This is a genomic window from Streptomyces nanhaiensis, from assembly GCF_046614825.1.
In the GTDB taxonomy this organism is placed as follows: Bacteria; Actinomycetota; Actinomycetes; order Streptomycetales; family Streptomycetaceae; genus Streptomyces; species Streptomyces radiopugnans.
Map to the genome: position 1 here is coordinate 1 of NZ_JBKJFM010000036.1, position 19819 is coordinate 19819.

The 19819-nt window shown below is 73.9% G+C and carries 15 protein-coding genes; 12 read left to right on the plus strand and 3 right to left on the minus strand.

Annotated features, from left to right (window positions below):
• The 10 genes from ACLIYP_RS11290 to gatB form a co-directional block, all read left to right on the plus strand.
• The coding region (locus tag ACLIYP_RS11290) for a cyanophycinase (RefSeq protein ID WP_412712998.1) at positions 1–1236 on the plus strand (1236 nt) is incomplete at its 5' end.
• Positions 1237–1302: 66 nt separating this feature from the next.
• The gene (locus tag ACLIYP_RS11295; protein WP_412712999.1) at positions 1303–2214 is read left to right on the plus strand and encodes a MurR/RpiR family transcriptional regulator; all 912 of its coding nucleotides are present in this window, start codon (positions 1303–1305) and stop codon (positions 2212–2214) included.
• 69 nt (positions 2215–2283) lie between these two features.
• Entirely contained in the window at positions 2284–2973 is a 690-nt protein-coding gene (locus ACLIYP_RS11300; RefSeq protein ID WP_412713000.1) for an SDR family oxidoreductase, read from the plus strand.
• Positions 2970–4013: a methionine synthase gene (locus ACLIYP_RS11305; RefSeq protein ID WP_412713001.1), complete on the plus strand. Its 1044-nt coding sequence runs from the start codon at positions 2970–2972 to the stop codon at positions 4011–4013. The genes ACLIYP_RS11300 and ACLIYP_RS11305 overlap by 4 nt, the downstream gene beginning before the upstream one ends.
• A 16-nt stretch (positions 4014–4029) precedes the next feature.
• Complete coding sequence (ligA, locus tag ACLIYP_RS11310) at positions 4030–6222, plus strand: NAD-dependent DNA ligase LigA (RefSeq protein WP_412713002.1); 2193 nt, start codon at positions 4030–4032, stop codon at positions 6220–6222.
• A gap of 226 nt (positions 6223–6448) precedes the next feature.
• The gene (locus ACLIYP_RS11315; RefSeq protein ID WP_412713003.1) at positions 6449–8638 is read left to right on the plus strand and encodes a putative bifunctional diguanylate cyclase/phosphodiesterase; all 2190 of its coding nucleotides are present in this window, start codon (positions 6449–6451) and stop codon (positions 8636–8638) included.
• 263 nt (positions 8639–8901) lie between these two features.
• Complete coding sequence (gatC, locus tag ACLIYP_RS11320) at positions 8902–9198, plus strand: Asp-tRNA(Asn)/Glu-tRNA(Gln) amidotransferase subunit GatC (protein ID WP_031505700.1); 297 nt, start codon at positions 8902–8904, stop codon at positions 9196–9198.
• 5 nt (positions 9199–9203) lie between these two features.
• A complete protein-coding gene (gene gatA, locus ACLIYP_RS11325) occupies positions 9204–10706 on the plus strand; it encodes an Asp-tRNA(Asn)/Glu-tRNA(Gln) amidotransferase subunit GatA (protein ID WP_412713004.1) in 1503 nt (500 codons plus the stop codon).
• A gap of 180 nt (positions 10707–10886) precedes the next feature.
• Positions 10887–11129: a hypothetical protein gene (locus ACLIYP_RS11330; RefSeq protein ID WP_410536300.1), complete on the plus strand. Its 243-nt coding sequence runs from the start codon at positions 10887–10889 to the stop codon at positions 11127–11129.
• A gap of 27 nt (positions 11130–11156) precedes the next feature.
• Entirely contained in the window at positions 11157–12665 is a 1509-nt protein-coding gene (gene gatB / locus ACLIYP_RS11335; protein ID WP_412713005.1) for an Asp-tRNA(Asn)/Glu-tRNA(Gln) amidotransferase subunit GatB, read from the plus strand.
• Positions 12666–12809: 144 nt separating this feature from the next.
• Here the strand turns inward: gatB and ACLIYP_RS11340 are convergent, their stop codons facing one another.
• The 3 genes from ACLIYP_RS11340 to ACLIYP_RS11350 form a co-directional block, all read right to left on the minus strand.
• Positions 12810–12989 carry a DUF6191 domain-containing protein gene (locus ACLIYP_RS11340; RefSeq protein ID WP_093663295.1) on the minus strand — a complete coding sequence of 60 codons (180 nt, stop codon included), beginning with the start codon at positions 12987–12989 and terminating at the stop codon, positions 12810–12812.
• Complete coding sequence (locus ACLIYP_RS11345; RefSeq protein ID WP_412713006.1) at positions 12989–14188, minus strand: PQQ-dependent sugar dehydrogenase; 1200 nt, start codon at positions 14186–14188, stop codon at positions 12989–12991. Before ACLIYP_RS11345 ends, ACLIYP_RS11340 begins: the two co-directional genes overlap by 1 nt.
• A 120-nt stretch (positions 14189–14308) precedes the next feature.
• Positions 14309–15310, minus strand: a complete 1002-nt coding sequence (locus ACLIYP_RS11350) for an aldo/keto reductase (RefSeq protein ID WP_412713007.1) — start codon at positions 15308–15310, stop codon at positions 14309–14311.
• A 106-nt stretch (positions 15311–15416) separates the two neighbouring features.
• Here ACLIYP_RS11350 and ACLIYP_RS11355 point away from each other — a divergent pair, with 106 nt between their 5' ends.
• Together ACLIYP_RS11355 and ACLIYP_RS11360 are read left to right on the plus strand one after the other, a co-directional pair.
• On the plus strand, positions 15417–16358 hold the full coding sequence (locus ACLIYP_RS11355) for a 2-hydroxyacid dehydrogenase (RefSeq protein ID WP_412713008.1): 942 nt from the start codon (positions 15417–15419) through the stop codon (positions 16356–16358).
• Between the two features lie 362 nt (positions 16359–16720).
• Positions 16721–19720, plus strand: a complete 3000-nt coding sequence (locus tag ACLIYP_RS11360) for a putative bifunctional diguanylate cyclase/phosphodiesterase (RefSeq protein WP_412713009.1) — start codon at positions 16721–16723, stop codon at positions 19718–19720.
• The last annotated feature ends 99 nt before the right edge of the window (positions 19721–19819 follow it).

Below are 19819 nucleotides of genomic sequence, written 5' to 3' on the forward strand. Positions count from 1 at the left end.
GCCGCGCTCGCCCTGCTGCTGCCCGCCGCCGCTGCCGCCGCGGCACCCGCGACCGGGCCCGCACCGGCGCCCGCGCAGGCCTCCGGCGGCACACTCCTGATGGTCGGCGGCGCACTGGACGACCGCAACACCGAGGTGTACGGCGAGATCGTCGACCGCGCGGGCGGTCCGGCCGCCCGCATCGGCGTCCTCACCGCCGGTTCCGTACCGCCCTCCCAGGACCCGGACGCGGGCACGCCGCAGGCGCGCAACAGCGAGGCCAACGGCGCCTACTACGCCGACCTCCTGGAGAGCCACGGCGCCGGGTCCGCCGAGTGGATCCCCGTCGACCTCGACCGGGTGGCGGCGGCCGACGACCCCGAACTGGCCGGGCGCGTCTCGGCCATGACCGGCTTCTTCATCGGCGGCGGCGACCAGTACCGCTACGTCACCACCCTCCTGCGCGACGGCGGCACCCGGGACTCGGCCGTGCTCGCGGCCGTCCGGCAGCGGCTCGCCGAGGGCGCGGTCGTCGCGGGCACCAGCGCCGGCGCCCAGATCCAGGCGGGCGCCGACATGATCACCGGCGGGGAGAGCTACGAGGCGCTGCGCGACGGCTCCTCGCCCGGCTACTTCGAGGACGCCGCCCGGCTCGGCTATCTGGAGACCGGCGGCTTCGGGTTCTTCACCCACGGCCTGGTCGACACCCACTTCTCCGCCCGCGGCAGGGAGGGCCGGTCCCTGCGCCTGGCCGCCGACACCGGGCACGACCTGGTCTTCGGCGTCGACGAGAACACCGCCCTGGAGGTCACCGGCGTCGGCACCGGGAACGAGCGCCTGCGCGTCCTGGGCGAGCACGCGGTGACGGTGCTGGACCTCACCGGCGCCACGGCGGGAACGTACAACGGCCAGTGGTCCGTCGAGGGCGTCCGCTACGACCGCCTCACCGCGGGCGACGGCTACGACCCGTACGCCCGCCGCGCCCTGCCCGCCGCCGGCCGCACCGGACTGGTGCCGCGCAACCGGACCGCCCAGCGGCCGGGCTACGACGTCTTCGGTCCGTACCGCTTCGCCGGGACCGCCCTCGACCTCGCCGGCAGCGGACGGTCCACGCGCACCACCGACTACACCTACGAGACCGGACCGGAGTTCGCGGTCGGGTTCCGCAAGCCCGCCTCCGGATACACCGCATGGACGGCCGACGGCCGCACCGCCTCCACCCTGACGGGCATGGAGATCGAGGTGTACGCCCCCTGACCGGCGCCGGATAGGCTCGGGCCCGGGGCGCGGAGGCGCCCCGGGCCCGATCAGCGAGGAGGCACAGTGGCCGCCGAAGGCGAGGCATCCGGCGCGGACACCGCGGGGCGTACGGCGCCCGGCGGGGTGGCCGAGTCCATCCGGCGGCGGCTCGGCGAGTGCACACCGGCCGAACGCAAGGTCGCCCGCGTCCTGCTGGCCGCCTATCCGTCGGCCGGTTTCGAGACCGTCGCCCGCGTCGCCGAGCGGGCCGGGGTCAGCGCGCCCACCGTCATCCGCTTCGCCCACCGCCTCGGCTACCGGGGCTTCCCCGACTTCCAGCGGGCGCTCCGCGACGAGCTGGAACAGCGCGAGGCGTCCCCGGTCGCCCTCTACACCGCCACCGGCTTCGCCGAGCGCGGCGGCTCCCCCGCGGCGGAGCTCCTGGAGTCCTCCGTCGCCTCCCTCACCGCCGCCCTGCGCGCCACCTGCGCCGCGCTGCCCCCCGAGGACCTCCAGGGCGCCGTCGACCTGCTCGCCGACCCCAGGCGCCGAGTGCTGCTGACCGGCGGCCGGTTCAGCGGGCTGCACGCCCGCTACCTGGGCCTGCACCTGGTCCAGATCCGCGACGACGTGGAACTGCTGCCCGAGGGCGCGGTCGAGCGAACCGCCGCCCTCGCCCGGGGCGGGCGCCGCGACGTGCTCGCCGTCTTCGACTTCCGGCGCTACGAGCCCGCCCTGCTGGAGCCTGCGAGGCTGGTGGCCGGCCGGGGAGGGAAGGTCGTGCTGGTGACCGACGGCTGGCTGTCGCCGATCTCGGCCGTCGCCGACGTGGTGCTGCCCTGCCAGGCCCCGGCCACCACGCCGTACGACAGCCTCGTGCCCGCCCTGGCCGTCACCGAGGCCGTGGTCACCGGGGTGCTCGGCGCGCTGGGCGAGGCGGCCCAGGAGCACATGCGGCGCGGCGAGGACACCGCTCGCACGCTGGGACTCTACTGACGGACGCGTTGCCCGCCGGTGACGGGTGCGGTGCCCGTCGGGCGGCCCGCCGGATGGGACGATGGGCCCATGGGAACGCATGTGATCACCGGGGCGGGCTCCGGCATCGGAGCCGAGATCGCCGAGCGCCTGCGGGAGCGGGGCGAGGAGCTGTGGCTGCTGGCGCGGGACGCGGGCCGCGCCAGGGAACTGGCCGAGCGCTTCCCCGGCGCCCGCACCCTCGTCGGGGACCTGGCCGAGCCCGACAGGCTGTCGTGGGCGCTGTCCCACCAGGAGCTGCCTGAGCGGGTGGACTCGCTGCTGCACGTCGCCGGGGTGGTGGACCTGGGGAAGGTCGGGGAGCTGACGCCGAAGGTCTGGAACGCCACCCTCGCGGTCAACCTCGTCGGCCCCGCCGAGCTGACCCGGCTGCTGCTGCCGCAGATCCGCCTGGCGCACGGCCACGTCGTCTTCGTCAACTCCGGCGCGGGCCTGAACGCCAACGCCGACTGGGGCGCGTACGCGGCCAGCAAGCACGGGCTGAAGGCGCTCGCCGACTCGCTGCGCGCGGAGGAGGGCGGCGCCGGGGTGCGGGTGACCTCCGTCTACCCGGGGCGCACCGCCACGCCGATGCAGGCCAAGGTGCACCGGCAGGAGGGGAAGGAGTACGACCCGGCGCGCTGGATCCCCCCGTCCGCGGTGGCGACCGCCGTCCTCACCGCACTCGACCTGCCGGCGGGCTCGGAGATCACCGACCTGAGGGTGAGGCCGTCGGCGTGAGGGAGCACGTGTGGGGTGAGGGGGCGGCGACCGGCGTCGGGTCGATGCCCGGCACCGACGCCCGTGAGGCGGCCAGGACCGTCACCGGCAGCCTCGAGCACTTCCCGTACCTGCCGGAGCTGCCCGCGCGCGGGCCCGGCGCCGACATGATCGGGCGGACGGCCGGGCTGCTGGTGGAGCTGTACGCCCGCCTGGAGCCCAGCGGCTGGCGGGTCGGCGACGCCCCCGGGCGCGACACCCGGCGGGCCCGGTCCTGGATGGGGGAGGACCTGGACGCGCTGGAGGAGTTCACCCAGGGCCACACCGGCGCGCTGAAGGTCTCCGCCGTCGGGCCCTGGACGCTGGCGGCCTCGCTGGAGCGCCGCGGCGGCGAGGCGATGCTCGGCGACGCCGGCGCCTGCCGCTACCTGGCCGAGTCCCTGGCCGAGGGGCTGCGGGCCCATCTCGCCGAGGTGCGGCGCAGGGTGCCGGGGGCCAGGCTGGTCCTCCAGCTCGACGAGCCGTCGCTTACGGCGGTGCTGCTGGGCAGGGTGCCCACCGCCAGCGGGTACCGCACCCATCCGGCCGTGGACCGCGGCGTGGCCGAGGGCGCGCTGCGGCAGGTGGTCGAGGCGGCTCGGGACGCGGCGGGGGGCCCGGAGCCGGAGCGGGAGATCCCCGTGGTGGTGCACTCCTGCGCTCCGGGGGTGCCCTTCGCACTGCTGCGCAGGGCGGGCGCCGCCGGGATCTCCTTCGACCTCTCGCTGCTCACCGAACGTGACGACGAGGCGGTCGGGGAGGCGGTCGAGGCGGGCACGGCGCTGTTCGCCGGGGCGGTCCCGGCGGTGGAGCCGGACTCGAGGGCACTGTCGGACCCTGCCGGTAGCGTCATGGGGGTCAGGACGCTGTGGCGCAGGCTGGGGCTGTCTCCGAAGCTGCTGGCGCGATCGGTGGTCGTCACGCCCGCCTGCGGTCTGGCGGGCGCCTCGCCCGCCCACGCGCGGGCCGCGCTCGCGCACTGTGTCCGGGCCGCACGCTCGCTCGCAAACGACCCTGAGTAACGGGAGGCTTGGATACATGGAGACGGTGAGTCCGGACAGCGAGGCGCGCGAGAGGCACGCACGGCTGGCCAGGGAGGTCGACGAGCACCGCTTCCGGTACTACGTGACGACGCCGGTCGTCAGCGACGCCGAGTTCGACGCCCTGATGCGCGAGCTCCAGGAGCTGGAGGCCAGGTACCCGGAGCTGGTCACGCCCGACTCGCCGACCCAGAAGGTGGCCGGCTCCTACGAGACGGAGTTCACCGCCGTACAGCACCGCGAGCGGATGCTGTCCCTGGACAACGCCTTCGACGACGAGGAGCTGGAATCCTGGGCCGACCGGATCGCACGCGAACTGGACGGTGTGCCCTACCACTTCCTGTGCGAGCTGAAGGTGGACGGCCTCGCGGTCAACCTGACGTACGAGCACGGCAGGCTGGTGCGCGCCGCCACCCGCGGCGACGGGCGCACCGGGGAGGACATCACGCCCAACGTCCGCACCATCGCGCAGATCCCCGAGCGGCTGAAGGGGGAGCGCATCCCGGATCTGGTGGAGATCCGCGGCGAGGTGTTCATCCCCATGGAGCGCTTCGAGGAGCTGAACGCGCGGCTGGTCGAGGGGGGCAAGCCGGCGTTCGCCAACCCCCGCAACGCGGCGGCCGGTTCGCTGCGGCAGAAGGACCCCAAGGTCACCGCGGAGCGCCCGCTGCACATGGTGGTGCACGGCATCGGCGCCCGCGAGGGCTTCGACATCGACCGGCTGTCGCACGCCTACGGGCTGCTGCGCGAGTGGGGCCTGCCGACCGCCGCGCACAACAGGGTGGTCGGCTCCGTCGGGGAGGTGCGGGAGTTCATCGCGTACTACGGCGCCAACCGCCACTCGGTGGAGCACGAGATCGACGGGGTCGTCGTCAAGCTGGACGAGATCCCCCTCCAGGGGCGGCTGGGCTCCACCTCGCGGGCGCCGCGCTGGGCGATCGCCTGGAAGTACCCGCCCGAGGAGGTCAACACCAAACTGCTGGACATCAAGGTGAGCATCGGCCGCACCGGGCGGGCCACGCCGTTCGCCGTGGTGGAGCCGGTGACGGTGGCCGGCTCGGAGGTGGAGTTCGCCACCTTGCACAACCAGGACGTGGTCAGGGCCAAGGGCGTGCTGATCGGGGACACCGTCGCGCTGCGCAAGGCGGGCGACGTCATCCCCGAGATCCTGGGCCCCGTGGTGGATCTGCGGGACGGCGGCGAGCGGGAGTTCGTGATGCCCGCCGAGTGCCCCGAGTGCGGCACCGGGCTGAAGCCGGCCAAGGAGGGGGACGTCGATCTGCGCTGCCCCAACGCCCGCTCCTGCCCGGGCCAGTTGCGCGAGCGGCTCTACTACCTGGCGGGGCGCAAGTGCCTGGACATCGAGCACTTCGGGTACGTGGCGGCCACCGCGCTGACGCAGCCGCTGGAGCCGGCCACACCGCCGCTGCGGGACGAGGGGGATCTGTTCGACCTCACCGTCGAGCAGTTGCTGCCCATCAAGTCCCTGGTGCTGGACCAGGACAGCGGCCTGCCCAAGCGGGACCCGAAGACGGGGGAGGAGAAGGTCGTCACCTTCTTCGCCAACCTCAGGGGCGAGCCGAAGAAGAACACCCTGGCGATGCTGGAGAACATCCGGGCGGCCAAGGAGCGCCCGCTGGCCAGGATCATCGCGGGACTGTCGATCCGCCATGTCGGCCCGGTCGCGGCCGAGGCGCTGGCCAGGGAGTTCCGCTCGCTGGACCGGATCGCCGAGGCTTCCGAGGAGGAGCTGGCGGCCACCGAGGGGGTCGGCCCGACCATCGCCGCCTCGCTCAAGGCCTGGTTCGCCGAGGACTGGCACCGCGAGATCGTCGAGAAGTGGCGGGCGGCCGGCGTGCGGATGGAGGAGGAGGGCGGCGCCGAGGAGGGGCCGCGTCCGCTGGAGGGGGTCACCGTGGTGGTCACCGGGACCCTGCGGTCGTACACGCGGGATGGCGCAAAAGAGGCGCTGCAGAGCCTGGGAGCGAAAGTGACCGGTTCTGTTTCAAAGAAGACCGGTTTTGTTGTGGCGGGCGACAGCCCCGGATCGAAATATGACAAGGCCGTGCAGTTGAAGGTCCCGATCCTGGACGACGACGGTTTCGCCGTCCTGCTGGAGCAGGGGCCCGACGCCGCACGGGAGGCCGCCGTCGTCCCCGTCGAGCCCGCCGCGGAGCAGCCCGCACAGTGACGGTGCATCGGCGGCGGTGGTGCCACCGCCGCCAAATCCCTTTTCGGACAATGCCGTTGACTGAGTGATGAGGAGGGGCCGCGCGGCGCTTATCAGACGGACGCGATCGACCGGTCTGCATCCGGGCAACCCCGAACGATCACTGCCCAGCCGGCCGTCCGCGCCCTACTGTTGACGGGGTGCGCCTGCCGTGGCGTGGGCACCGACGGCTGTGAGAGGGACGCGCATGCAGCACAAACCCCGGGACCGGGGACAGCAGTGGCTCCGCCACGGGCGGCCCCGGCCGGTCACCGCGCCACCGGGCGAGAGCCCCGACGGCGCGCCGAAGCTGCAGCGCGTCGCCTCCCTGGAGGTGCCCTGGCTCTCCCGCACGGTCGTCGCGACCGCCGCCGTCGCGCTGGCCGCCGGGATCCACCAAGTGGTCTCCGGGGGGCACGCCCTCTTCCCCAGCGGCACGGCGGGCTGGGCCTTCGCCGTCCTCACCGGCCTGATCGTCGGACACCTGGTCGCCCTCGGCCGCGACCGCTGGTGGGGCGGCACCGGCTCCGGCGCCGCCCTCACCCTGGCCATCCTGCTGCTGTACGGCTGGATCCCGGCCACCCTGGTCAGCCTCGCGGTGGTGGTCCTGGTCGGCGCGGCCAGGCGGCACCGCTGGCGCCAGGCGCTGCGGCACGGCGCGGTGGACATCCTCGGCATCGGCGCCGCGGCGCTGTGCCTGGCGGCCTTCGGCGTGCACCCCTCGGTGGAGGAGCCCTGGCGCCCGGCCGCCTGGAGCCTGTACGCGCTCCCCGAGGTCCTCCTGGCCGCCGCCGCCTACCTGCTGGTCACCCGGACACTGCTGTGGTACATCCTGGCCCCGCGCCAGGGAGGGCTGCCCACCGTCGCCCGCACCGCCCTGGCGCGGCAGGGGCTGGTCGCCCTCGCCCTGCTGGCCATCTCCCCGCTGATCGTCGTGGTCGCCGTCCACATGCCGCTGCTGCTGCCGCTGTTCTCGGTACCGCTGATCGCCCTGGACTCCGCCCTGTGGATCGCCCGGGCCCGCGCCGAGGAGCAGTTGCGCGACCCCCTCACCGGGCTCGCCAACCGCCAGTGGCTGCTGGAGCGCACCTGGTCCGCCCTGGACGAGGCCGACCGGCTGGGAGCCCGCTCCGCCCTCGTCCTCATCGACCTCGACCGCTTCCGGTCGGTCAACGACACCCTCGGCCACCTTGCGGGCGACCGGCTGCTGCTGCAGATCGCGGACCGGCTGCGGACGGCGCTGCCCCGCGGCGCCGAGGTGGCCCGGCTCGGCGGCGACGAGTTCGCCGTACTGCTCCCGTTCGCCGACTCGCCCACCAGCGCCCAGCGCGTCGCCCGCGCGCTCGTCGGCGTCCTCGGCTCGCCGCTGGACCTGGACGGGCTGACCCTGGAACTGGAGGCCAGCGCGGGGGTCGCGGTCTTCCCCGACCACGCCGGAGAGGCCGAGGGCCTGCTGCGCCGCGCCGACGTCGCGATGTACCAGGCCAAGCGCGACCGCAGCGGGGTGGAGGTCTACGAGGCCACCCGCGACGGCAACACACCCGACCGGCTGGGCCTGCTGGGCGATCTGCGCCGCGCCCTGGACGCGGGCGAGGTCGAGCTGCACTACCAGCCCAAGGTCGCCTTCGACGGCTCCGTCTGCGGCCTGGAGGCACTGGTGCGCTGGGTGCACCCGGAGCGGGGCAGGGTGCCCCCGGACGAGTTCATCGCCATCGCCGAGTCCTCCGGCCTGATGCCGCGCCTGACCGACTACGTGCTGGAGACCGCACTCGCCCAGGTCGCACGCTGGCGCTCCCGGGGCCTGACCGTGCCGGTCGCCGTCAACGTCTCGCCCCGCGACGTCCACAGCCCCGGCTTCGCCGGATCGGTGGCCGCCCGGCTGGCCCGGCACGGCGTCCCGGCCGGGGCGCTCCAGCTGGAGATCACCGAGCACGTCCTGCTGGAGGACCCGCAGCAGGCCGCCGACACCCTCGCCGCGCTCACCGGCCACGGCGTGCGGATGTCCCTGGACGACTTCGGCACCGGCTACTCCTCCCTGGTGCACCTGCGGAGGCTGCCGGTGAGCGAGCTGAAGATCGACCGCTCCTTCGTGGCACGCCTGGCGGTGGACGCCGAGGACGCCGAGATCGTGCGCTGCACGGTGGACCTCGCGCACTCCCTCGGCCTGCTCGTCGTCGCCGAGGGCGTGGAGGACGACGAGACCTGGGAGCGCCTGCGCGACCTGGGCTGCGACGCCGTGCAGGGCTGGCTGGTGTCGGCCGCGATGCCCCCGTCCGAGGCGACCGCCTGGCTGCGGGCGCGCGACGGGGCGCCGCCCCCGGTCGAGGCGGCGCACCCCGCGCTGCCGGGACCGGCCGGCAGGCCCGCCCCGGGACACCGAGGACAGCCCGCGCGGTAGGCGCGCGGCACCGCGCCCGGGCACCGGGACGGGGGCGGAGGCGGCCTCCGCCCCCGTCCCGGCACCGCCGTGCGCCGCGGCCAAACTGTTAGCATGCTGTTCTGCCCTCCGGGCAGCGGTCAGGACTTGGCCGCGCCCCGGCCGGAAGGCCGGGGGGGAAGCCGTCCCGCTCAGGAGACGGAGGAGTCACAGGATCGGGGCGGACGGCGGGAAGAGTCCGCCAAGCCCCGAACGATCCACCACTCACCCCGAGGAATCGCAGCATGCCTGGCATCACGCGCGAGGAGGTCGCCCACCTCGCCCGGCTGGCACGTCTGGAGCTGAAGGACGAAGAGCTCGACCACTTCGCCGGACAGCTCGACGACATCATCGGCGCGGTCGCCCGCGTCTCCGACGTCGCCGACGAGGACGTACCGCCGACCTCCCACCCGCTGCCGCTGACCAACGTCATGCGCCCGGACGAGGTCCGTCCGTCGCTGACCCCGGAGCAGGCGCTCTCCGGCGCCCCCGCGCAGGAGCAGCAGCGTTTCAAGGTGCCGCAGATCCTGGGGGAGGAGTGAACACCGTGACGCATTCGAGCGATCTGACCAGGCTCACCGCGGCCGAGACCGCCGCGAGGATCGCCTCCGGCCAGGCGAGCGCCGTCGAGGTGGCCGAGGCACACCTCGCCCGCATCGAGGCCGTGGACGAGAAGGTGCACGCCTTCCTCCACGTGGACCGCGAGGGCGCGCTGGCCCGCGCCCGCACCGTGGACGCCAAGCGTTCCCGCGGCGAGAGGCTCGGCCCCCTGGCCGGCGTCCCGCTCGCGCTCAAGGACATCTTCACCACCGAGGGCGTGCCCACCACGGTCGGCTCGAAGATCCTCGAGGGCTGGATCCCGCCGTACGACGCCACGCTCACCAAGCGGCTCAAGGCCGCCGACGTGGTGATCCTGGGCAAGACCAACATGGACGAGTTCGCCATGGGCTCCTCCACGGAGAACAGCGCCTACGGCCCGACCGGCAACCCGTGGGACCTCACCCGCATCCCGGGCGGCTCCGGCGGCGGCTCCTCGGCGGCGCTCGCCTCCTACCAGGCACCGCTGGCCATCGGCACCGACACCGGCGGCTCCATCCGCCAGCCGGCGGCCGTCACCGGCACCGTCGGCGTCAAGCCGACCTACGGCGCCGTCTCCCGCTACGGCATGGTCGCCTTCTCCTCCTCCCTCGACCAGGGCGGGCCCTGCGCCCGCACCGTCCTGGACGCGGCGCTGCTGCACGAGGCGATCGCCGGGCACGACCCGCTGGACTCCACCTCCATCGACGCCCCCGTCCCGCCGGTGGTCGAGGCCGCCCGCAACGGGAACGTCAAGGGCCTGCGCGTCGGCGTGGTCAAGGAGTTCGCGGGCGAGGGCTACCAGGCCGGGGTCATGCAGCGCTTCAACGAGTCGGTGGAGCTGCTGCGCGAGCTGGGCGCCGAGATCGTCGAGATCTCCTGCCCGTCCTTCGACAAGGCGCTGGCGGCCTACTACCTGATCGCGCCGTCGGAGTGCTCCTCCAACCTGGCCCGCTTCGACGCCATGCGCTACGGCCTGCGCGCCGGCGACGACGGCACCCGCTCGGCGGAGGAGGTCACCTCCCTCACCCGCGAGGCCGGCTTCGGCCCCGAGGTCAAGCGCCGCATCATGCTGGGCACCTACGCGCTGTCCTCCGGCTACTACGACGCCTACTACGGCTCCGCCCAGAAGGTGCGCACCCTGATCAAGCGCGACTTCGACGCCGCCTTCGAGCGGGTGGACGTGCTGGTCTCACCGACCACGCCGACCACCGCGTTCCCCATCGGCGAGCGGGCCGACGACCCGATGGCCATGTACCTGGCGGACCTGTGCACCATCCCGTCCAACCTGGCGGGCAACGCGGCCATGTCGCTGCCGTGCGGCCTGGCCCCCGAGGACGGGCTCCCGGTGGGCCTGCAGATCATCGCCCCCGCCATGGCCGACGACCGGCTCTACCGTGTCGGAGCGGCGGTCGAGGCCGCGTACCACGCACGCTGGGGGCACCCGCTGCTGGAGGAGGCACCCTCGCTGTGAGCGTCGCACGCGCGGCCGCCGGGCCGCAGAGGACATTCGGAGCCGTACTTCCGCGCCGCGCGGGCGGAGAAGCGAACGGAGGCAGGCTGTGAGCGTCGCACGCGCGGCCGCCGGGCCGCAGAGGACATTCGGAGCCGTACTTCCGCGCCGCGCGGGCGGAGAAGCGAACGGAGACAGGCTGTGAGCGCGCTGAAGAAGGCCAAGGGCTTCAAGAAGTCCCGGCCCGGCCTGTACCTGTCCATCGGCACCTCGCTCTTCGGCGCCGTCGGCGTCGTCAAGCAGATGCAGCTCGCCCGGCGGGAGGACGACAAGCTCCAGCTCCTGGACGCCATCGTCTCCGGCGCCGCGATCCTGACCAGCGTCGCCATCCTCGTCCGCGAGGTGCGGCGCCTGGACATCGACGACGTCCTCGCCGACGACTGACCGCAGCGCCTGAAAGGTTTGACTTTCGTGACTGTCACCGAACTGGTGTCGTACGAGGACGCGCTGGCCTCCTACGACCCCGTCATGGGCCTTGAGGTCCATGTCGAACTGGGCACCAGGACCAAGATGTTCTGCGGCTGCTCCACCGCGCTTGGCGCCGAGCCCAACACGCAGACCTGCCCCGTCTGCCTCGGACTGCCCGGCTCGCTGCCGGTGGTCAACGCCACCGCGGTGGAGTCCGCCGTGCGCATCGGCCTCGCGCTGAACTGCGAGATCGCCCAGTGGTGCCGCTTCGCCCGGAAGAACTACTTCTATCCGGACATGCCGAAGAACTTCCAGATCTCCCAGTACGACGAGCCGATCGCCTTCGACGGCTACCTGGACGTCCAGCTGGAGGACGGGGAGGTCTTCCGCGTCGGGATCGAGCGCGCCCACATGGAGGAGGACACCGGCAAGTCCACCCACATCGGCGGTGCCACCGGCCGCATCCACGGCGCCGTGCACTCGCTGCTGGACTACAACCGCGCCGGCATCCCCCTGATCGAGATCGTCACCAAGCCGATCACCGGCGCCGGCGAGCGCGCGCCGGAGGTGGCCAAGGCGTACGTCGCCGAGCTGCGCGAGCTCATCCGGGCCCTCGGGGTGTCCGAGGCCCGGATGGAGATGGGCCAGATGCGCTGCGACGTCAACCTGTCGCTGCGGCCGCACGGCACCGAGACGTTCGGCACCCGTTCGGAGACCAAGAACGTCAACTCGCTGCGCAGCGTGGAGCGGGCCACCCGCTTCGAGATCCAGCGCCACGCCGCGGTGCTGGGCTCGGGCGGCACGATCGTCCAGGAGACCCGCCACTTCCACGAGGACGACGGCTCCACCACCTCCGGCCGGGTCAAGGAGGAGGCGGAGGACTACCGCTACTTCCCCGAGCCGGACCTGGTGCCCGTCGCGCCCGCGCGCGAGTGGGTGGAGGAGCTGCGGTCCGGACTGCCCGAGCTGCCGCGCCTGCGCCGCAACCGGCTGCGCGAGGAGTGGGGCATCTCCGAGCACGAGATGCAGTCCGTCCTCAACGCCGGCGCCATCGACCTGATCACCGCCACCATCGACGCCGGGGCCCCGGCCGACCAGGCGCGCAAGTGGTGGATGGGCGAGCTGGCCCGCCGGGCGAACGAGCAGGGCACCGAGCTGTCCGCCCTGCCGATCACCCCGGCGCAGGTCGCCCGGGTGTGCGGGCTGGTCGCCGACGGCTCGCTCAACGACAAGCTGGCCCGCCAGGTCATCGAGGGAGTCCTCGCCGGCGAGGGCGAGCCGGACGAGGTCGTGGAGAAGCGCGGTCTGAAGGTCGTCTCGGACACCGGTGCGCTGAGCGCGGCCGTTGACGAGGCGATCGCCGCCAACGAGGCGATCGCCGAGAAGATCCGCGGCGGCAAGGTGGCCGCGGCGGGCGCCCTCGTCGGTGCCGTCATGAAGGCCACCCGCGGTCAGGCGGACGCAGCCCGGGTGCGCGAACTCATCCTGGAGAAGCTGGGCGTACAGGGCTGACGCCCGCCCGGCCGCAGCGGCCCGGCCCCCGCGCTCCCCGTCCGGGAGCGCGGGGGCCGGGCCGTCCGCCGTGTCCGGGGCCGGTGTCGGAGGTCGGCACCCGGGAGCGGTGTCCGGGGCAGGTGCCCGGCACCGGTGCCAGGGTCAGGCCGACTTCGGTGCGGAACCGCGGGTCCTGATCAGGACGTGCCCGGAGGAGAGGTCGATCGGGCCGCGCCCCGGATCGTGGCTGCCCTCTTCCACCCGGGTGTTCTCCAGCCGCCTGCGCTCGTCGTCGGCGTGGCGGCGCCCTGGGCTGAACAGCTCCTCGATCAGGTTGAACATCAACTGACCTCCAGTTTCAGGATGCGGTCGTCGTCCTCGGCGGGCGTACCGCGCGAGTCGGTCTCACTGGTCACCAGCCACAGCCCGTCGCCGCCGTCGGAGACGACCGTCCGCAACCGCCCGTACTCACCTTCCAGGAACGCCTGCGGCTCCGCCACCTTTTTCGCGCCGTCCAAGGGAACGCGCCACAGCCGCTCCCCCCGCAGCGACGCCATCCACACCGACCCCTTCGCGACGGCGATGCCGCTTGGGGAGGCGTCGGCTGGCCTCCACTGCGCCACGGGGTCGACGAAGCCCTCCTCGCCGGCCTCGCCCTCCACCTCGGGCCAGCCGTAGTTGCCGCCGGGCCGGATCAGGTTGAGCTCGTCCCAGGTGTTCTGGCCGAACTCCGCGGCCCACAGCCGCCCTTCCGCGTCCCAGGCCAGCCCCTGGACGTTGCGGTGGCCCCAGGAGTAGACGACCGAGTCCGCCTCGGGGTTGCCGCGGCCGGGAGGTTCGCCCTCCGGTGTCATGCGAAGGATCTTGCCGCCGAGGGACTCCCTGTCCTGGGCGAGGCCCTGGTCGCCGGAGTCGCCGGTGCCCACGTAGAGCATCCGGTCCGGGCCGAAGGCGATCCGGCCGCCGTTGTGGACCATCCCCTTGGGGATGCCGCGCAGGACCGTGCTGGGCGCGCCGAGCCGGTTGCCCTCCTCCTTGCCGGCGTCGTAGAGCATGCGCACGACCCGGTTGTCGGAGGCGCTGGTGAAGTACGCGTAGACGTAGCGGTCCTCGGCGAAGTCCGGTGACACGGCGATGCCCAGCAGGCCGCCCTCGCCGCCCGGCTCGACCCCGGGCACCGAGCCCAGCTCGGTGGCCTTCCCGCTCTCCGGGTCGATCAGCGAGATCGTGCCCTCGTCCCGAGAGGAGACCAGCAGGCCGCCGTCGGGCAGCGGAGCGAGACCCCAGGGGGAGTCCAGGTTCTCCGCCACGGTGCCGGTGACCTCGGCCGAACCCTCGGCGGGCGCTGCCGAGGAGCCGGGGGAGCGGGACTCGCCGGGCGAGGGGGAGGAGGTGGCGCCGGTGCGGTCCGGGGCACCGTCACCGGACCCGCCGTCCGAGCAGCCCGCCGCGAGCAGGGCGAGCCCGGCGAGGGCGGCGGCGGCCTTGCGCAGCGGCGGCCGCGGGTGCGGGTGTACGGGCAGGGGACGGCTTCGCAGCATCGGTGCGCCTTTCGACTACGGGCAGCTCTCGGCCGGCGGTGCACGGTCCGGTCGTGCGCGGTGCGCGCGGCCGGCCCGTACACCCGACCGTACGACGGAAAGGCGCCGGGTGTGCCCGTCTCAGTCCCAGGACCCCTGTGCGGGGGGCAGCGCCGCGATCTCCGCCAGGTCCCGCGCGGTCAGCTCCAGGCGCGCCGCCGCCGCGTTCTCCACCGCCCAGCGCTCCTTCTTGGCGCCCGGCACCGGCACCACGTGCCGCCCCTGGGCCAGCAGCCAGGCCAGGGCCACCTGCGCCGGGGTGGCGTCGCCGTGCCGGGCGGCGACGCGCCGCAGCCCGGCGACGATCGGCTGGTTGGCGGCCATCATCTCGGCCGTGAACCGCGGATGCCGGGCGCGTACGTCGTCGCGTTCGAAGCCGCCGCCCGGAGTGAGGGTGCCGGTCAGGAAGCCGCTGCCCAGCGGCATCGCCGCCAGGAGGCCGATCCCGCGCGCCTCGCACCACGGCAGCAGCGACACCAGGGCCTCGGGGGACCACACCGACAGCTCCGCCTCCACGCAACCGACCGGGAAGACCTGCTGGATCCGCTCCAGCTGCCGGATCGTTCCGGCGTACGCGGGCGGCGCGCCGGAGCCGCGGCGCCGCTCCTGCGCGCCCACCGCGCACAGCCCCAGGGAGCGCACCTTGCCGGCCGCGACCAGTTCGGCCATCGCGCCCCAGGTCTCCTCCACCGGTACCTCGGGGTCGGCGCGGTGGAGCTGGTAGAGGTCGATCACATCGGTCTGCAGCCGGCGCAGCGAGGCGTCGCAGGCGCGCTTCACGTAGCCGGGGCGCCCGTTGGCGACGATGTGCTGCTCGCCGACGAGGAGGCCGCACTTGGTGGAGACGAACACGTCCGCGCGGCGCCGCCGCAGTACCCGGCCCAGCAGCAGCTCGTTGGTGAACGGCCCGTACATGTCGGCGGTGTCCAGCAGCGTCACCCCGCTGTCCAGGGCCGCGTGCGCCGTGCGCAGCGAGGACTCGCCGTCCCGCTCGGACGCGGTGTAGGCCCAGCTCATCGGCATGCAGCCGAGCCCGATGGCACCCACCTCCAGTGCCCCCGCACCGATTGTCCTGCGCTCCACCTGGACGTGCTCCCTCCTCGCCCCCGCGGGGTCGCCCCCGTAGGGCGCTCCCAACCTAACGGGTGCCTCCCGGCGCTTCCGCACAGCCTCCGGATAGCCTCTGGCCATGGCTTCCGCAGATGTCTGGCTGCCCGTTCCGCCCGCCGAGATGGACGGACTGCCCGAGTCGTTCCGCTACGTCCACTGGGACGGGGAGGAGGAGTTCCCGGCGGACCCGGCGGACTGCGTCTTCTACGCCGTTCCCTATCTGAAGGGTCCGGCCGTCGCCGTACGCCCGCTGGCGCACATGCCGAACGTGCGGGTGGTGCAGACGCTCACCGCCGGCATCGACCACGTGGAGTCCGCCGTACCGCAACTGCCCCGTGGCACGCTGCTGTGCAACGCCCGCGGCGTCCACGACGCGAGCACCGCCGAACTCGCGCTCACCCTCGCCCTCGCCTCGCTGCGCGGCATCCCCTCCTTCGTCCGCGCCCAGGACGCCGGCCGGTGGAGTCAGGCCTTCAGGCCCTCCCTCGCCGACCGGACGGCGCTGATCGTCGGCTACGGCTCCATCGGGGCCGCCATCGAGGACCGGCTGGAGCCCTTCGAACCGGAGGCGGTGCACCGGGTGGCCCGGACCGCCCGCACCACTCCGCGCGGCCCGGTGCACACCCTCGCCGACCTGCCCCGGCTGCTGCCCGGGACCGACGTGGTCTTCCTGGCCACCCCGCTCACCGACGCCACCCGCGGTCTGGTGGACGCGGACTTCCTGGCCCGCATGAAGGACGGAGCGCTGCTGGTGAACGTCGCACGCGGCGCCGTCGTGGACACCGGCGCGCTGCTGGCGGAGCTGGAGTCCGGGAGGCTGAGGGCGGCGCTCGACGTCACCGACCCCGAACCGCTGCCCGGCGACCACCCGCTGTGGAAGGCGCCCGGCACCCTGATCACGCCGCACGTGGGGGGTCCGACGTCCGCGTTCATGCCGCGCGCCAAGCGGCTGCTCCGTACTCAGCTGCGGCGTTTCGCGGCCGGGGAGGAGCCGGAGAACGTCGTCGCGGCGGCCGGGTGACGGCCCGTCCGGGCAGCCGGCCGGACGGGCGGGCGACCGGCCGGGCGGCGGAGGGGGCGGGGCGTGAGGCGGGTGGTGTAGGCGCGGAGGACCGCCCACACCGTCACCCGCACGCTCCGGATACGAGTGGCTGCGGATTGTATCGGCAATTCATCCATCCGTCACGCTGTGTAGAAGACCTATGTCCCTGAGTGACCGACCTGGTGTATCGTCCGATCCGGGGGTGTACCAGACCAGTGAGGGGGGACGGGCGACATGCACGGCCACCGGACGAACCACCGGACGCACGAACGGTGTTGGACACGGCCCCGGCCCGTGGGTCCCGGGCCGGGAGAGGGCCTGCCGCACCCGGAGGCGGCGCGATGAGCGCCCGGGGGGCGGAACAGCCGCGCTTCCCGCGGCTGCCCCGCACGGCCCGCCCGCACGGCGGGGCGGGCGCCGGGGAGGGGCGGGCGTTCCCGCGACTGCTGCTGGCCGCCGTGTGCGGCGCGTACGCGGTTGGCGCGGCGCTGGGCTGGGGATCGCCTGCGGTGGCGCTGTTCATGGGCGACTTCGGGCTGAGCGCCGCGGCCTTCACGGCCGCGGGATCGTGTGTGCACTACGCCCGCACCCACCCGGACACGCCGTTCCGGCCCGCCTGGACGCTGTTCGGGATCTCCTCGGCCATGGCCGGGCTCGGCAACGGGATCTGGGGCTGGTACGAGGTCGTGCTGGGCGTTCCCGTGCCCAGCCCCTCGGCTGCGGACTTCTGCTTCCTGCTGTTCGCGCCCCCGGCCATCGTCGGACTGCTGGTCCTCGCCAAACGGCCGGTCACCCGGGCGGGCTGGACGCGCCTGGTCCTGGACACCTGGCTGGTCGGCGGCTCGCTGCTCACCCTCTCCTGGAGCCTGGCGCTGGACCACCCCTCGTACTGGCGGGGCGAGTCCCTCTCCCTGGTGGCGCTCTCGCTGGCCTACCCCCTGATGGACATCGTGCTGATCAGCATGGTCCTCGCACTCCACTTCCGCCGCTCGTCCGCCCACCGGTCCGCGGTCAACACCGTCATCGGGGCCCTCGCCCTCACCGTGCTCTGCGACGCCCTGTTCACCTCGCCCCTGCTGCGGGAGAACTACTCCTCCGGCCAGATCCTCGACGCCGGCTGGTTCGCCGGCTCGCTGCTGCTCGCGTACGCCCCCTGGGTCGGGGCCCGGGAGGGGAGCGGCGGGCGGTCCGCGCCCCCGGGGCGGGCCGCCCGCACGCCCGCGCCGGTGAACGGAGCGGTGGCCGGATCGCTGGCCGCTCTGGCGCCGTACCTGGCGGCCGCCGTCTGCACCCTGGGGATCCTCTACAACGTCCGCGGCGGCGGGGCCATCGACCCGGTGGTGCTGCTCACCGGCTGCACCGTCGTCCTGGCCCTGGTGCTCCGGCAGGGCATCATGCTGATGGAGAACATCCGCCTCACCCAGGAACTGGCCCAGAAGGAGAACCACTTCAGGTCACTGGTGCAGGGGTCCAGCGACGTCATCATGATCGCCTCGCCGGCCGGGATGCTGCGCTACGTCTCCCCGGCCGCCGCCGGTGTCTACGGCCGCGAGCCGGACAAGCTGGTCGGCTCCGAACTGGCCTCCCTCATCCACCCCGAGGACCTCGGCCGGGTCCTGCACGAGTTGCGCCGCTTCCTGGCCACCCCGCCCCGGGAGGAGCCCTCCACCCGCATCGAGTGCCGCATCCGGCACGCCTCGGGCCGCTGGCTCAACGTGGAGTCCACGGTCAACCGCTACCAGGGCGGCCTGATCTTCAACAGCCGCGACGTGACCGAGCGGGTGCGGCTCCAGGCCCAGCTCCAGCACAACGCCTCCCACGACCCGCTGACCGACCTGCCCAACCGCTCGCTGTTCACCGAGCGCGTCCGCCAGGCGCTCGGCGGCCGGCGCAGGGGCGACGCCGGGGCGGGCCACACGGCGGTGCTCTACATCGACCTCGACGGCTTCAAGGCCGTCAACGACACCATCGGACACCAGGCGGGGGACGAGCTGCTGGTCCAGGCGGCCCGCCGGCTGCGGGAGGCCGTACGCGCGGGGGACACCGCGGCCCGGCTCGGCGGCGACGAGTTCGCCGCGCTCATCGTCGGCGACGGGAAGTGCGACCGGGCCGAGCGCGAGTACCGCGTCCTGGAGATCGCCGAGCGGCTGCGCACCACCCTCTCCCGGCCCTACCGGGTCGAGGGCGGCGAGGCGCGGGTCGCCGCCTCCATCGGAGTGGCCTTCGCCGAGCCCGGAGTGACCCCGGCCGTGCTGATGCGCCACGCCGACCTGGCGATGTACCGCGCCAAGCAGGCGGGCAAGAACCGGGTCGAGCTGTACGCCTCGCAGCCGCAGGCCGAGGCCGTCCGCCGGGCGGAGCTGACCACCGACCGGCTGCGCGGAGTGCTGGCCGAGAGCGAGTTCGCGCTGCTCCACCAGCCCGTGGTCGAACTCTCCAGCGGGAAGATCACCGCGGTCGCGGCCCAGGCCCGCAGGCGCTCCGCCCGGGGCGTGCTGTTCCCGCCGGGCGGGCCCCAGCCCGCCCTCCAGGCCCAGCCCGCGCCGCCGGGGCAGTACGGCCCGCAGCCCCCGCACGTCCCCGCCGCGGACGCCCGCGGTGACGGCGGCGCGGACGCGGGCCGGTGGCTGCTGCGCAGGGCCGTCGAGCAGGCCGCCGAACGGCACCACGCGGGCTACCGCGTACCGGTGTCCGTACGGCTGGACGCGCGCCGCCTCACCGACCGCTCGACGACCCCGGCCACCGTCGAGGCGCTGCTGTCCCGGCACGGACTGCCGCCCGACGCCCTCGTCGTCGAGCTGGCCGACACCGACCCCCGCGTCTCCCTGGACGAACTGGAGCTGTGGGTCACCGCGCTGCGGCGGATCGGGGTCGGCATCACCCTGGAGGGCTTCGGCGGCGCCCACTCCGGCCTCGCCGCGCTCCGCAGGCTCCCCGCCGACACGCTCAGGCTGGACCGCGCCCTGGTCGACGGCGTGCTGGACTCACCCAGGGTGCGGAAAATCACCACCGGGCTGCTGCGGATCGCCGACGACCTCGGGATGCTCTCCGTCGCCGACGGCGTGGACCTGCCCGAGCAGGCCGCGGCCCTGCGCGCCCTGGGCTGCACCCACGCCCAGGGGGCCGCCTTCTCCAAGCCCCTGGACGAGCACCGGCTCAGGCGTGCACTGGCCCGCGGGAGCTACCCCGTCTCCGGTGAGGAGCAGCGTCTCTCCGGGGTCGGCCGCTCGGTGGTGGTCGCCGGTTCGCTGCCCGCGCGCAGGAGCGGACCGGCCGTGCACGGCCCGGCGGCACATCCCCCATTGCGCTCAAATAGTGAGACGTCCGTCCCACCCACTTGACACCTCAGGCACCACGGGAGGAAGGTCAGTGCCATGCGCACCCGAATTCTCGTACTTGGAAAGCGCGTCGACTGACACAGGGCACGCCCGCCCTGTGGA